The sequence below is a fragment of the Streptomyces sp. NPDC001920 genome (assembly GCF_053594495.1).
In genome coordinates this window covers 167,451-181,939 of the sequence record NZ_JBSFEP010000014.1, presented here as the reverse complement: position 1 = coordinate 181,939, position 14,489 = coordinate 167,451, and the positions used below count along the sequence as shown (strand labels likewise).

12 protein-coding genes are annotated in these 14,489 nt (G+C 72.9%); 7 read left to right on the top strand and 5 right to left on the bottom strand.

Annotated elements, in window-relative coordinates; genetic code table 11:
* Window positions 1–11 precede the first annotated feature (11 nt).
* The 4 genes from ACWCPI_RS24785 to ACWCPI_RS24770 all read right to left on the bottom strand — a co-directional run bounded on the left by ACWCPI_RS24785 (window position 12) and on the right by ACWCPI_RS24770 (window position 4,111).
* On the bottom strand, window positions 12–1,295 hold the full coding sequence (locus ACWCPI_RS24785; RefSeq protein WP_451040173.1) for an aspartate aminotransferase family protein: 1,284 nt from the start codon (window positions 1,293–1,295) through the stop codon (window positions 12–14).
* The gene (locus ACWCPI_RS24780; RefSeq protein ID WP_451040172.1) at window positions 1,292–2,134 is read right to left on the bottom strand and encodes a nitrilase-related carbon-nitrogen hydrolase; all 843 of its coding nucleotides are present in this window, start codon (window positions 2,132–2,134) and stop codon (window positions 1,292–1,294) included. The genes ACWCPI_RS24785 and ACWCPI_RS24780 overlap by 4 nt, the downstream gene beginning before the upstream one ends.
* Window positions 2,135–2,315: 181 nt before the next feature.
* Window positions 2,316–3,719 carry a hypothetical protein gene (locus ACWCPI_RS24775; RefSeq protein ID WP_451040171.1) on the bottom strand — a complete coding sequence of 468 codons (1,404 nt, stop codon included), beginning with the start codon at window positions 3,717–3,719 and terminating at the stop codon, window positions 2,316–2,318.
* Window positions 3,720–3,850: 131 nt separating this feature from the next.
* Window positions 3,851–4,111 carry a helix-turn-helix domain-containing protein gene (locus ACWCPI_RS24770; RefSeq protein WP_388808258.1) on the bottom strand — a complete coding sequence of 87 codons (261 nt, stop codon included), beginning with the start codon at window positions 4,109–4,111 and terminating at the stop codon, window positions 3,851–3,853.
* Window positions 4,112–4,170: 59 nt separating this feature from the next.
* On the opposite strand from ACWCPI_RS24770, the gene map reads away from it, so the two are divergent.
* The 7 genes from map to ACWCPI_RS24735 all read left to right on the top strand — a co-directional run bounded on the left by map (window position 4,171) and on the right by ACWCPI_RS24735 (window position 12,618).
* Window positions 4,171–4,947: a type I methionyl aminopeptidase gene (gene map, locus ACWCPI_RS24765; protein ID WP_451040170.1), complete on the top strand. Its 777-nt coding sequence runs from the start codon at window positions 4,171–4,173 to the stop codon at window positions 4,945–4,947.
* Between the two features lie 344 nt (window positions 4,948–5,291).
* Complete coding sequence (locus ACWCPI_RS24760) at window positions 5,292–5,402, top strand: keywimysin-related RiPP (protein WP_451040169.1); 111 nt, start codon at window positions 5,292–5,294, stop codon at window positions 5,400–5,402.
* 25 nt (window positions 5,403–5,427) lie between these two features.
* Window positions 5,428–7,272, top strand: coding sequence for a lasso peptide isopeptide bond-forming cyclase (locus tag ACWCPI_RS24755; protein WP_451040168.1), 1,845 nt, complete (start codon window positions 5,428–5,430; stop codon window positions 7,270–7,272).
* A 30-nt stretch (window positions 7,273–7,302) separates the two neighbouring features.
* The gene (locus ACWCPI_RS24750; protein ID WP_451040167.1) at window positions 7,303–7,557 is read left to right on the top strand and encodes a lasso peptide biosynthesis PqqD family chaperone; all 255 of its coding nucleotides are present in this window, start codon (window positions 7,303–7,305) and stop codon (window positions 7,555–7,557) included.
* Window positions 7,554–7,979 carry a lasso peptide biosynthesis B2 protein gene (locus ACWCPI_RS24745; protein ID WP_451040166.1) on the top strand — a complete coding sequence of 142 codons (426 nt, stop codon included), beginning with the start codon at window positions 7,554–7,556 and terminating at the stop codon, window positions 7,977–7,979. The genes ACWCPI_RS24750 and ACWCPI_RS24745 overlap by 4 nt, the downstream gene beginning before the upstream one ends.
* Window positions 7,976–9,844, top strand: coding sequence for an ABC transporter ATP-binding protein (locus ACWCPI_RS24740; RefSeq protein WP_451040165.1), 1,869 nt, complete (start codon window positions 7,976–7,978; stop codon window positions 9,842–9,844). The genes ACWCPI_RS24745 and ACWCPI_RS24740 overlap by 4 nt, the downstream gene beginning before the upstream one ends.
* A 221-nt stretch (window positions 9,845–10,065) precedes the next feature.
* Window positions 10,066–12,618 (top strand): ATP-dependent Clp protease ATP-binding subunit, encoded by a 2,553-nt coding sequence (locus ACWCPI_RS24735; protein WP_451040164.1) that lies wholly within the window; start codon window positions 10,066–10,068, stop codon window positions 12,616–12,618.
* A 21-nt stretch (window positions 12,619–12,639) separates the two neighbouring features.
* Here the strand turns inward: ACWCPI_RS24735 and ggt are convergent, their stop codons facing one another.
* Window positions 12,640–14,439: a gamma-glutamyltransferase gene (ggt, locus tag ACWCPI_RS24730; RefSeq protein WP_451040163.1), complete on the bottom strand. Its 1,800-nt coding sequence runs from the start codon at window positions 14,437–14,439 to the stop codon at window positions 12,640–12,642.
* Window positions 14,440–14,489 lie beyond the last annotated feature (50 nt).

Sequence of the window (14,489 nt, the reverse complement as noted above, 5' to 3'; positions counted from 1 at the left end):
GTGGACACGACCTAGATGCTCCTCAGAGCGTTCTCCAGGATCGCGGCGCCTTCCTCGGCCTCCGCGACGGTGAGGGACAGCGGCGGGGCGACCCGCAGCGAACTCGTGTTGTGCCCGCCGCCCTTGCCGATGAGCAGGCCGCCCTGGCGGGCCGCCTCCAGCACCGCGGACGCGGCGGAGAGGTCGGCCTCGTCGGTGCCGGGCCGGGTGATCTCGATGCCCAGCATCAGGCCCCTGCCGCGCACCTCCCGCACGTGCGGCACCTGCGCGGCGACGGCCCGCAGCCGCTCCAGGAGCAGCCCTCCGACCCGCCGGGCGTTGCCCTGGAGATCGTGCTCCAGCAGGTAGTTGAGGTTGGCGAGGCCGGCCGCCATGGTGATCTGGGTGCCGCCGAAGGTGGAGATGCTGTTGGCGTCCAGGCAGTTCATGATCTCGGCGCGGGCGACGACACCGCCGATGGACATGCCGTTGCCGATGCCCTTGGCGAAGGTCATGATGTCCGGCGGTCCGGCTTGGCCGTGCGCCTGCCAGCCCCAGAAGTGCTCGCCGGTGCGGCCCCAGCCGGTCTGCACCTCGTCGGCGATCCACAGGATGCCGCGCTCGGCGAGCACCTCGCGGAAGGCGGCGTAGAGGCCGTCCGGGCCGGAGGTGAAGCCGCCGACCCCCTGGATGGGCTCGGCGATCAGGGCGGCGGGCGGGCGGGTGTGGCCGAGGAGGTCCTTGAGGTCCTCGACGCAGGCCGCGATGAAGTCGGCGTCGCTCAGCGCGGCGTACGGACCGCGGGTGCGCACACCGCCGTGGACGTACAGCGTCTGCAGCGGGGACAGCGCGGTCGGCGACCAGCCACGGTTGCCGGTGATGCCGACCGCGCTGAAGGAGCGGCCGTGGTAGCTGTTGCGCATCGCGAGGACCGTGTTGCTCTGCCGGTAGGTCGTCGCGAGCAGCAGAGCGGTGTCGTTGGCCTCGGTGCCGGAGGTGGTGAAGAAGACGCGCGCGTTCGGGATGCCGCTCAACTGGGCGATGCGCTCGGCGAGTTCGACCATCGGCCGGTTGAGGTACAGGGTGGAGGAGTGGATGATCCGCCCCGCCTGCTCGCTCACCGCCTTCGTGACCTCGGGCAGCGCGTGCGCGGTCATCGTCGTGAGGATGCCGCCGAAGAAGTCGAGGTACCGGTTGCCCTCGGCGTCCCAGACGTGGCGGCCTTCGCCGTGGGTGATCTCCAGCGGGTCCTCGTAGTACAGGGCGAGCCAGTCCGGCATGACGGCGCGGTGGCGTCCCAGCAGGTCCTTGGTCACGGCTGCACCAGCCCTTCGTAGGCGTCGGGGCGGCGGTCGCGGTAGAAGGCCCACTGCTGCCGCACCTCTTCGATGAGGTCGAAGTCGAGGTCGCGGACGACCAGTTCCTCGGTCTTGTCGTTGGCGATCTCACCGACGAACTGGCCGCGCGGGTCGACGAAGTACGACGTCCCGTAGAAGTCGTTGTCGCCGTACTCCTCGACGCCGACCCGGTTGATCGCGGCGACGAAGTACTCGTTGGCGACCGCCGCCGCCGGTTGCTCCAGGCGCCAGAGGTAGGAGGACAGGCCGCGGTGGGTGGCTGAGGGGTTGTAGACGAGCTGGGCGCCGTTGAGGCCGAGTTGGCGCCAGCCCTCCGGGAAGTGCCGGTCGTAGCAGATGTAGACGCCCACCTTGCCTACGGCCGTGTCGAAGACGGGCCAGCCGAGGTTCCCCGGCTTGAAGTAGTACTTCTCCCAGAAGCCCTTGACCTGCGGGATGTGGTGCTTGCGGTACTTGCCGAGGAAGGTGCCGTCGGCGTCGATCACGGCCGCGGTGTTGTAGTAGAAGCCGGACTGCTCGACCTCGAAGACCGGTACGACGACGACCATGCCGGTCTCGCGGGCGAGCTCCTGCATACGGCGCACGGTCGGCCCGTCGGGGACCGGCTCGGCCCAGCGGTAGTGCTCGGGCTCCTGGACCTGGCAGAAGTAGGGGGCGTTGAAGACCTCCTGGAAGCCGATGATCTTCGCGCCCTGTCGAGCCGCCTCGCGGGCGTGCTCCTCGTGTTTCGCCACCATGGACTCGGTGTCGCCGGTCCAGGTGGCCTGGACCAGGGCGGCACGAACGACGTTGGCCATGAGCTGCTCCTTCGACGGGACGTCAGAGCCTCTACGCCCGTAGAGGGGGGCCGTAGAGGCTTGAAAGTAAGCCCCCGAAACAGCCTTGCCAAGACCATCGTCGTTAACCCGCTGAGTCGATCACGTTTCACACTCCAGTGGGTGACGGACGGGGCCGGTGGGACGGATGCGGCAGCCGTGGTCAGGCGGTGAAGCCCGCCACCCGAAGGGCGTGGACGAGGTCCCAGCGGCGCTCGTCGGAGACGCCCCGCGCGGCCTCCAGCAGGAGTGGTACGAGCGTCTTCGGGTCGGGTGCGGCGCTGCGGGCGGCTTCCTCGGGGGTGCGCACGCTGACGTAGGCGGCGAGCAGCGCGCGGACCTCACGCTCCCGGCCCTCGCCGACCAGCGCCGCCACGGCCTGCCCTATCTCGGTCGCGGGCCGGGCCACGCCCTGCCGCAGGATCTGCTCCCCGTCCTCGGCGCGCCCGGCCGCGGTCAGCGCGTCGGCGGCGGCGACGAGCCGCTCGGCCGGCAGCGAGGCGGCCTCCCACAGCAGGGTCGCCCAGTCGGCACCGAGTCCGGCCTGCTCCATGGCGGCCGCGAGCGCGGGAAAGCGGGCGGAGGACCAGTACGCGGCCTCCACGAGCAACGCGTGCGCCTCACCGCTGCGGCCCTCGGCACGCAGCCGGACCAGCGCCTCCACGGTCCGGGCGACCGCCTTTCGGTCCGCCTCGCCCATCGGCTCGGTCTGCGGCTGCGGGGCGACCTCCGGCGCATCGGCGGCGGCCCCGGCGAACCGGGCACCGCGCGGGGTGCGGCGCGGGGCGGCCGGTTGGGCGGGGAGGGTCGGCGCGGCCGTCGGCGGTACGACGATGGGGGCGGCCTCCTCCTCGACGAGCCCGGCGAACCGGGCGCCGCCTCGGCGGCGCTTGCGCTTCTTGGGGTCGGGGCCGGCGGTGTCCGCGGGCGCCTGGGCGGGGGCGGGGTGTGCGTCCGCCCAGGCGGGAGATGCGGGGGCTCGGGCCGGGGTGGCCCGGTCGGCGGGCTGCCGGGGGTGGACCACGTCGGCGCCCCTGTGGTGGGCGTCCGGCCGGGCGGGGCGTGCGTCCAGGCCGGCCATGCGTTCCCGGAGCTCGGCGCAGCGGGCGGTTGCCCGTTCGTGGTCGTCGCGGGCCCAGGCGAGGTCGAGGCGGATGGCGTCGACCTGCTCCCGGGTGGTGGCGGAGGCGAGCAACCGGCCCAGTTCCGCGTGCCGTTCGGCGGCGTACCGCTGTTCGCGGAGCATGACGTCGAGCCGGTCCCCGAGGACGTTGCGGGCGTCCGGCCGGGCGTCGTACGCGGCGAGGGCGGCGGCGTGCAGGGCACGGGCCCGCTCGGTCTCGGGGTCGGCGCCGCCGGGGCCGTACTGGGCGGCGAGGTCGTGCAGGAGGGCCTCGACCACGTCCCAGGGCGGCACCTCGCGGCCGTCGAGGCAGGCCTGCATACCGTCCGGATCGCGCTGCCAGAACACGGCGCACCAGCCGCCGCCCTGGTCCAGGCGCGCCAGAAGGCCGTCCAGGTAGTCCACGAACTCCCGTACTTGAGCCGGGAGTTGTTCCAGTGACATCGCCCACTCCCGCCAGACCGGATCACTCCGGTCCGCTAGGCAACACCAGCGATGTTACGAACGCGCTACGGGGAGTTTTCCTCTTGAACGCAGAGTACGCCGGGCCTGCCGGAACGTGACGTGCGAACCCGTCAGGCGGCTGTGCCGACGACCGGTGAGCACCGCCCGGCCAGTGCGTCCATGGACAGGCCGAGAGCGTGCGCGAGGGCGGCGACCGTGAAGAAGGCCGGGGTCGGCGCCCGCCCGGTCTCGATCTTGCGCAGTGTCTCCGCGGAGATGCCGGCGCTCGCGGCGACCTCCACCATGCTGCGTTCGCCGCGGGCCTCGCGCAGCAACCGGCCGAGCCGCTCGCCGCGTTCACGCTCTTCGGGGGTGAGAGGAGTGCGCACCATGGCGCCCATTCTAATACCGCCCCGTCACCCCCTATTCAAATACCGGTATAATAATTGGCATGGTTGAGCTGAAGACAGACACGTCGATCGACGCGATGCACGCGGCCGGGCAGGTCGTGGGGCAGGCCCTCACGGCGGTGCGAAAGGCCGCCGACGTGGGGGTTTCCCTGCTGGAGCTGGACGAGGTGGCGCGGGAGGTCCTGCGCGCGGCGGGGGCGTCCTCCCCCTTCCTCGGCTACCGCCCCTCCTTCGCACCCGTCCCCTTCCCCGCGGTCATCTGCGCCTCGGTGAACGACGCGATCGTGCACGGCATCCCGACCGGGCGGCGGCTGCGCGACGGCGACCTGGTCTCCATCGACTGCGGCGCCGAACTGGACGGCTGGGTGGGCGACTCGGCGATCAGCTTCACGGTGGGCAGGACGCGCCCGGCCGACGTACGGCTGATCGAGACGGCGGAGCGGGCACTGAAGGCGGGCATCGGGGCGGCCGTGGTCGGCAATCGCATCGGCGACATCGCGCACGCCGTCGGCTCGGTGTGCCGGGCCGCCGGATACGGCGTACCGGACGGCTTCGGCGGGCACGGCATCGGCCGCCGTATGCACGAGGACCCGCCGGTGCCGAACGAAGGGCGCCCCGGGCATGGACCGCGCCTGCGGCACGGCATGGTGATCGCCATCGAGCCGATGCTCATCGGCGGCGGCACGGACGGCTACCACGCGGCCCCGGACGGCTGGACCCTGCGCACGAACGACGGCTCCAGGGCGGCGCACGTCGAGCACACGGTGGCGATCACCGACGCGGGACCGCGCGTTCTCACCGCCCGGCAAGCCCTCTGATCACGCCGCACGCCGGGCCGCCGCCGCCTGGGTGGTGTGCGGCGACGACCTTGGTGTGCGCCCCGGCGGCTCCCCTCCCCCGGTCGTCGTGCGCAGCGGACGCGCCCCCGGAAGGACACAGCCGAGAACGTTTCTTCGCACATGCGCACGGCAAACCACCGCACGATGCGAGGCCCCGTGCCAGGCAGTTGCGCGCTGCCCCCAGGCCAGAGACATCCGCCTTTTCGTACCGTCATACTTTCGTGCCGCCCCTTGCCCCGCCCTCACGTTTCATCGCTAGCTGGTGCTGCGCCCGTTCCCCGCCCTGGGGTCCGGGTCGACACCGCAGTGAGTGAGGAGAAGTCATGAAGAAGGCGTACGAGGCACCGACGCTCGTCCGGCTCGGTTCGTTCCGCAAGGAGACGGGGCTCCTGGGCAAGCACGGCAACGACCGGCTGATCCTGAGCAAGAACTGACGGGCGACGGTACTGACCCGACGTCATGACTGAACTGCACGAAAGTGCGGGGACGGGCCTCGGCGACGCGGACTTCACGGTCTTCACCGACCGTGCGGACGCGGCCGCCGTGGCCCGCTCCTTCGCCCAGCCCGGTCTCCGCACCCTCACCCACCCTTCGGGCCGGCCCTGGCTGGTCGGCCGCTGGCACGACGCGGACATCGTCACGGCGAGCGCCGGTGGCGCCGCGCTGGCCGTCATCGGCTGCTGCCCGGTCACGGCGGACGAACTGCTGCGCAGGGCCGCGCGGCTCAGGGACCTCGCGGAGCTCGACACCCTGGCCCGCTCCCTCCCCGGCAGCTTCCACCTCGTCGCCGCCCTCGACGGTCAGGTCCGGGTGCAGGGCACCGCCTCAGGACTGCGGCTGGTCTTCCACGCGGAGATCGACGGCGTACGGGTGGCGGCCACCCGGGCCGACACGCTGGCCGCCGCCCTCGGCCTCGACCCCGATCCGCGGGAACTGGCCGTGCGGCTGCTGTGGCCGGCCCCCTACCCCCTGTTCGAGAACTCCCTGTGGCGCGCGGTCACCGCCGTGCCCCCGCAGGACGCCGTGATCGTCGCGGCGGACGGCCGCTCCGTGCGGCACACCCGCTGGTGGACACCCCCGGCCCCGGTCCGGTCCCTCGCCGAGGGGGCACCCGTGATCCGGGAAACGCTGAAGGAGGCCGTGGACGCACGGACCCGGCAGGGCGGCGTGGTCAGCTGCGACCTGTCCGGCGGACTGGACTCCACATCGATCTGCTTCCTCGCCGACCGCTCCCCCGCCCGCGTGGTGGCCAGCACCTGGCCGGGCCGCGATCCGGCGGACACCGACCTGCACTGGGCGGAACAGGCCGCGCGGCACCTCCCGGACGTCGAGCACGTCATCTGGGACGCGGACGCCTCACCGCTGGTCTACGACGACCTCCTCGACATCGACGACCTCCTCGACGAGCCCACCATCGGCGTCATGGACCGCTCCCGGGTCCTGCACCACCTGCCGGCCCTGGCCGCACGCGGCAGCCGGGTGCACCTGACCGGCATCGGCGGCGACCACGTGGCCTGGTGCTCCGAGGCCTACTACCACCGGCTGCTGCGCACCCGTCCGCTGTTCGCTGTGCGGCAGCTGCGCGGCTTCCGGGCCCTGTGGCAGTGGCCGCTCGGCGGCACGGCCCGCGCCCTCGCGGACTCCCGGCCGTACGGGAGGTGGCTCGCCGACGCGGCGGGCGACCTGCGCGATCCGTCGCCCTCGTCCGTGGCCTCGGGGCTCGGCTGGGCCATGGCCCCGCGGCTGTTCGGCTGGGTGACCGCCGACGCCGAGCGGCTGGCGCGCCGGGCACTGCTCGACGCCGCGGCCACCGCGGCACCCCTGCACCCGGACCGGGGGATGCACGCGGACCTGGAGCAGATCCGCTCGACCACGCGGGTCATCCGCCAGTGGGACCACATGGCGGCTCGCGCCGGTCTGCCGATGGCCTCCCCCTTCCTCGACGACCGCGTCATCGAGGCGTGTCTGGCCGTACGCCCCGGCGAGCGCGTCACCCCGTGGGCGTACAAGCCGGTGCTGACCGCCGCCATGAGCGGGCTGGTGCCCGAGGCGTGCCTGCGTCGCACCACCAAGGCCGCGGCCTCCATGGACGCCGCCAACGGATTGCGCGACCACCGGGCCGACCTGCTGGCGCTGTGGGAGGACTCCCGGCTGGCACAGCTGGGCCTGGTGGACGGCGCCGAGCTGCGCCGCCTCGCCCTGCGGCCCGCCTCGCTGGGCCTGTCCGAAGCCGTCCTCTACTCCACCATCGCCGCCGAGGTGTGGCTGCGCGGGCTGTCCCGCAGCCGTGCCCGCACCCACTGAGAACCCCCGCCGCGTCAGAAAGGCGAGCGCATGCCCTTGCGGTTCGACGCACACATCTCCACGGCCGAGACCGACTACGGCACCGTCCTGCTGGACGAACGTGCCGGCACCTACTGGGAGTTGAACCCGACGGCCACACTGGTGGTCCGCACCCTGCTCGACGGTGGCGAGGAGGCGGACGCGGCCGCCGCCCTGGTCCGCGAGTTCGACATCGACCGGGCGCAGGCCCAGCAGGACGTCGAGGCGCTCGTCGGGCACCTGCGTGAGGCGGGGCTGGCGTCATGACGACACCCAGCGCGCTGGAACGCCCCACCGGTGTGCCGTTCGGCCGCCGCCTGGCCGCCCGCCTCGTGCTACTCCCGGCCGTCGCGCTCGCCCTGCTGCCGCCCCGCCGCATCCGCGCCGTCCTCGGTGTCCTGCGCCGCGGGGCCGCGCCGGCCACCACCGCGCAGGCCCAGGCCGGACGGGACGCCATGTGCGCGGTCAGCCTGCGCTGCACCGGGCCGAAGGGGTGCCTGCCGCGTTCTCTGGGGGCCGCGCTGCTGTGCCGGCTCCAGGGAACGTGGCCGACGTGGTGCACCGGGGTCCGGGTGGTGCCGCCCTTCACCGCGCACGCCTGGATCGAGGTGGCGGGCCGCCCCGTCGGCGAGGACGTGCCGGACGGCTACTTCGCCCGGCTGGTGGCCGTGGAGCCGGCCGAGCGATGAGGGGCGGTACGGCCACGGAGACCGAGCCGGCGGCCGGCACGGCGGCCGAGGACGGCGGGCGGGAGGCCCACGGCGAGGACAGATCGACCCGTGCGGCGGTGGTCACCTTGTTCCGGCTCACCGCCGGGCACCGGACCGCCGTCACCGTGGCGGGCGTGCTGACGCTGGCCGGCTCCGCCCTGGGGCTGGCGCAGCCCCTGGTGGCCCGGCAAGCGGTGGACGCGAGCGGGCGCGGCCAGGTCGTCTGGCCGCTGCTGGCGCTCCTCGGCGTGCTGTTCCTGGTCGAGGCGGCCATCGGGTCGGCGGGATGCTTCCTGCTGGAGCGGATGGGCGAGGGTGTCGTACGCCAGCTGCGGATCGGCCTGGTAGGACGTCTGCTCCGGCTGGAGATGCGGGAGTACGACCGCCACCGGGGCGGCGACCTCGTCTCCCGGGTCACCTCCGACACCATCCTGCTGCGCGAGGTCGTCTCGCAGGCCCTCGTCGACCTGGTGACCGGAAGCATCGTCGCCGCCGGAGCGCTGATCCTGATGGCGTGGCTCGACCCGCTGCTGCTGCTTCTGGTGGTGACCACCGTGGCCGTGGCGGCCGCCGTGGTCACCTCCCTGCTCCAGGGCATCCGGCGCGCCTCCGAACGCATGCAGGACTCGGTCGGCGCCGTCGCCGCGGATCTGGAACGGGCCCTGGGCGCCCTGCCCATGGTCCGGGTGCACCGCGCCGAGGAGCGGGAGGCGGCCAGGATCGGAGCCCGGATCGAGGACGCCTACGACGCGGGCGTACGGACCGCGAAGCTGGCGTCCGTCATGAGTCCCGCCGTCGAACTCGCCGTGCAGGGCTCCTTCCTGGTCGTCCTGGTCGTCGGGGGCCTGCGCGTCAGCGGCAGCTCCGGCTCCCTCGGGGACCTGGTCGCGTTCCTGCTGTACGCCTCGTACCTCGTCCTGCCGCTGTCCTCGGTGTTCCACGCGGTGGGCCTCATCCAGCGCGGCATGGGTGCCTACCGGCGTGTCGACCAGGCGCTGCGCCTCCCCGTGGAACGTACGGGGCCGTCTCTCCCCCGGGTCGGCCGGCCCGTACCGTCCGCCCCGGCCGACCCGCCCGCGCTCGCGCTGGAGGACGTCCGGTTCGGCTACGCCCCGGGCCGGCCGGTGCTGTCCGGGGTGTCGTTCACCGTCCCGCACCGTCGGCACGTCGCCCTGGTGGGTCCCTCGGGGGCCGGCAAGAGCACCGTGTTCGCGCTGATCGCGGGGTTCTACGAACCGGACGCGGGCGCCGTGCTGTTCGACGGCCGGCCCGCGGCGGAACTCGGCCGTGACGCCTGCCGCCGGCGCATCGCCGTGGTGGCCCAGAACACTCATGTCGTCCACGGCACCCTGCGGGAGAACATCACCTACGCCGTGCCCGACGCCCCGGAGGCAGAGGTGCGGCGGGTCCTCGCGCTCGCCCGTCTGGAGGAACTCGTCGAGCGGCTGCCCGGTGGTCTGGACGCCGTCGTCGGCGAACGCGGCAGCACCCTTTCGGGCGGCGAACGCCAACGCGTCGCCCTGGCCCGTGCCTTGCTCGCCCGTCCCGGGCTGCTCCTGCTGGACGAGCCGACCTCCCACCTCGACGCGATCAACGAGGCGGCGCTGACCACGGTGATGAAGGACGTCGCCCAGGAATGCGCCCTGCTGGTCATCGCCCACCGCCTGTCCACCGTGCAGCACGCCGACCACATCGTCGTGCTCCACGAGGGCCGTACCGCCGCCTGCGGACGCCACGAGGACCTGCTGGCCCGCGACCCCCTCTACCGGGAACTGGCCACCAGCCAGATGCTGCGCCCCGGCGGCCCGTCCGCCCCCGGCGAAGGGCGCCGCGCGAACGGCTGAGCGCGAACCGCCGAGGAGGACACCCCGGAGCACGCCCTGCCACACTCACCTGGCCGCGGCATGTGGTGGCGGGAGGCCGCGGCCCCGCGCGTCCCTGCACATGCCCCCTGGGCGAGAACGTGCCATCGTTGCATGAGCGAGTCCGAACCGGGTTACCCGACTCCGGCACGTCGATCAGCGAGGGCGACCCTGCCCGCGCAGGGACGCCGGATGGGAACGCCATGACCAGCGGCTTCAGTGGTCCGGAGGACTACGACCCCTTCGGAGAATTCCTCGCCCGTTTCTTCGGCGGACCGCGTCCCGGTCCCCGCCAGATCGACATCGGCCGGCTGCTCAGTCAACCGGCGCGGGAGCTGGTGCGCGGGGCCGCCCAGTACGCCGCCGAGCACGGCAGCCGCGATCTGGACACCCAGCATCTGCTGCGGGCCGCGCTGTCCTCGGAGCCGACCCGGAGCCTGCTCAGCCGGGCCGGCGCGGACCCGGACTCGCTGGCGACGGAGATCGACGAGCGGTCGGGCCCGGTCCAGCACCCGCCAGGTGAGGCCCCGCCCCCCACGTCGCTGTCCCTGACGCCGGCCGCCAAGCGCGCCCTGCTGGACGCGCACGACCTGGCGAGGGCGCGGGGCGCCGGTTACATCGGCCCGGAGCACGTGCTCAGCGCCCTCGCCGCGAACCCCGACTCCGCGGCGGGCCACATCCTGAACGCGGCCCGCTTCGCGCCCTCCGGCATGCCCTCCGAGGCACAGGACAGTACCCAGCAGCGTCCGGGCACCGACCAGCGGCCCCGTGTCGACGGCGGCACGCCCACCCTCGACAAGTACGGCCGCGACCTCACCGACCTCGCCCGCCGGGGCCGGATCGACCCGGTCATCGGCCGGGAGGAGGAGATCGAGCAGACCGTCGAGGTGCTCTCGCGGCGCGGCAAGAACAACCCGGTGCTGATCGGTGACGCGGGCGTCGGCAAGACGGCGGTCGTGGAGGGCCTGGCCCAGCGGATCGCCGACGCCGACGTGCCCGACGTGCTCAGCGGCCGCAGGGTCGTCGCGCTGGACCTGACGGGCGTGGTGGCGGGTACCCGCTACCGGGGCGACTTCGAGGAGCGGCTCAACAACATCGTCGGCGAGATCCGCTCGCACTCCGACCAACTGATCGTCTTCATCGACGAGTTGCACACCGTCGTGGGCGCCGGAGGCGGTGGCGAGGGCGGCTCCATGGACGCCGGGAACATCCTGAAGCCGGCCCTCGCGCGCGGCGAGCTGCACATCGTCGGAGCGACCACCCTGGAGGAGTACCGCAGGATCGAGAAGGACGCGGCGCTCTCCCGCCGCTTCCAGCCGATCCTCGTCCCCGAGCCCACCCCCGCGGACGCCATCGAGATCCTGCGCGGCCTGCGCGATCGTTACGAGGCCCACCACCAGGTCCGCTACACCGACGAGGCGCTGGTCGCCGCCGTGGAGCTGTCCGACCGCTATCTCACCGACCGCCGCCTGCCGGACAAGGCGATCGACCTGATCGACCAGGCGGGCGCCCGGGTCCGGCTGCGGGCGCGGACCAAGGGCACCGACGTACGGGCCATGGAGCGCGAGGTCGAGCAGCTGTACCGGGACAAGGACCAGGCGGTCGCCGACGAGAGCTACGAGCAGGCGACGCAACTGCGGGACCGTATCGTCGAGTTGCGCAAGCGCATCGCGGAGGCGTCGGACACCGAGGAGGTCGACGAGGGCCAGCACCTGGAGGTCACCGCCGAGGCGATCGCGGAGGTCGTGTCGCGGCAGACCGGTATACCGGTGAGCAGCCTCACCGAGGAGGAGAAGGACCGGCTGCTGGGCCTGGAGGAGCATCTGCACCAGCGGGTCATCGGCCAGGACGAGGCCGTGCGCGTGGTCTCCGACGCGGTGCTGCGCTCGCGTGCCGGACTGGCGAGCCCGCATCGCCCGATCGGCAGCTTCCTCTTCCTCGGTCCGACCGGTGTCGGCAAGACCGAGCTGGCGCGGGCGCTCGCCGAGGCGCTGTTCGGCAGCGAGGAGCGGATGGTCCGGCTGGACATGAGCGAGTACCAGGAGCGGCACACCGTGAGCCGTCTGGTCGGCGCCCCGCCCGGTTACGTCGGGCACGAGGAGGCCGGACAGCTCACGGAGGTCGTGCGCCGTCACCCGTATGCGCTGTTGCTGCTCGACGAGGTCGAGAAGGCGCACCCGGACGTCTTCAACATCCTGCTGCAGGTCCTGGACGACGGCCGGCTGACCGACTCCCAGGGGCGGACGGTCGACTTCACCAACACGGTCATCGTGATGACCAGCAACCTGGGCTCCGAGGCGATCAGCCGGGGCGGCTCGGGGATCGGCTTCGGCGCGGGGGACGCGGTGGCCGACGAGGAGGCACGGCGCGAACGGATCCTGCGGCCGCTGCGCGAGCACTTCCGGCCCGAGTTCCTCAACCGTATCGACGAGATCGTCGTCTTCCAGCAGCTCACGCACGAGCAGTTGGAGCGCATCACCAACCTGCTGCTCGACCAGACCCGCGGTCTGCTCCGGGCCCAGGGCGTCTCGGTCGAGTTCACGGGCTCGGCCGTGGACTGGCTCTCCGAGCGCGGCTACCAGCCGGAGTACGGCGCCCGCCCGCTGCGTCGCACCATCCAGAAGGAGGTCGACAACCAGCTCTCCCGGCTGCTCCTGGACGGCCGGATCGGCGAGGGCGGCCGGGTGACGGTGGATGTGGAGGACGGGCGGCTCGCCTTCCGTACGGAAGAGCTGCCGCCCGCCCCCGAGTTGTGACGCCTGCCGTGCGGGTCGGTGCTACGACGCCGGCCGCACGACCATCGCCGAGCCGCCGCCCCGCCGTACCGTCTCGGCGGCGGCCAGCCACTTCCCGTTCGGCAGCCGCTGCACCCCGGTCGCGGCGCCGATCTCCGGGTTCTGCCGGAACCCGTGCCCGATCGCTTCCAGCTCGGCCCGCAGCGGGCTGTTCCACAGGCCCGGTTCGAGTTCCGTGGTGGTCTGGTTGCGCTGGCTGGCGCGCGGTGCGGCGATCGCGTCGACCAGCGGCAGACCCCGGTCGAGGAACCCGGTCAGGGTCTGCAGCACGGTGGTGATGATGGTGGCGCCACCGGGCGAGCCGAGTGCCACCACGGGCTTGCCGTGCCTGTCGAGCACGATCGTCGGTGACATCGACGAGCGCGGGCGCTTGCCCGGGCCCGGCAGGTTCGGGTCGTGCACGGCGGGGCTCGCCGGGGTGAAGGAGAAGTCCGTCAGCTCGTTGTTGAGGATGAAGCCACGGCCCGGGACGGTGATGCCGCTGCCGCCGGTCTGCTCGATGGTGAGGGTGTAGGAGACGACGTTGCCCCACTTGTCGGCGACCGTGAGGTGGGTCGTGCTGTCGCCCTCGTAGGTGGTCGGGGCCGCCGTGCCGCTCGCGTCGCAGGCGGCCGGGTTGCGCGGGTCGCCCGGGGCGACGGGGCTGGTCAGCACCGCGTCGTCCTTGATCAGACACGCGCGGGAGTCGGCGTAGCGCTGCGACAGCAGTTCCTTCGTCGGTACGTCCTCGAAGGCCGGGTCGCCGACCCAGCGGCCCCGGTCGGCGAAGGCGATGCGGCTGGCCTCGATGGAGCGGTGCAGGTACTGGGCCTTGGTGGCCTTCGACAGGTCCGTGCGCTCCAGGATGTTGAGGGCCTCGCCGACCGTGGTACCGCCGGAGGAGGAGGGCGCCATGGAGTAGACGCCGAGACCGCGGTACGAGGTCCGGGTGGGCGCCTGCGACTTGACGCGGTAGGCGGCCAGGTCACGGGCGGACAGGTCGCCGGGGCGGGCGTTCCAGCCGGAACCCGGGTCGACGGGCGGCTTGTTGACCGTGTCGACGATGTCCTGGGCGAGGTCGCCCCGGTAGAGGGTGTCCACGCCCTTCCTCGCCAGCTCGGCGTAGGTGCGGGCGAGGTCGGGGTTCTTGAAGGTGGAGCCGACGACGGGGAGCGCCCCGTTCGGCAGGAACAGCTCCGCCGTGTCCGGGAAGTAGCGGAACCGGGTCTCGTTGGCGGCGGTCTGCGCCCGGAAGGTCTCGTCGACGACGAACCCGTCCCGTGCGAGCCGTTCGGCGGGCTTCAGCAGGGTGTCGAGCCGCCTGCTCCCCCATTTGTCCAGCGCCTTCTGCCAGGTGGCGGGCGTGCCGGGGGTCCCGACGCTCAGACCGCTGCTGACGGCCTCGGCGAACGGGACCGCCTTGTCGTTCTCCACGAACAGATCGGAGCCGGCGCTCAGCGGTGCGGTCTCGCGGCCGTCGAGGGTCTGCACCGTACGGGACTTCGCGTCGTAGTGGACGAAGTAGCCGCCTCCGCCGATGCCGGCGGAGTAGGGCTCGGTGACGCCGAGCGCGGCCGCGGTCGCCACGGCGGCGTCGACGGCGTTGCCGCCGTTGCGCAGGACCTCGATGCCGGCCGCGGAGGCGTCCGGGTCGACGCTCGACACCGCGCCGCCGTAGCCGACGGCCACCGGCACCTTCTGCACACTGCCGGTGGGGGAACCCGGCGGCGCCGCCGCCCCCACCGAGACCACGGCGGCCGAGACCACCAGGACCGACAGTTTCCGCGCGACAGGGCGACGCATCCGCACCTCCAGTCAGGAACCGTTCGCGCAGCCTATTCGATCGGCATGCC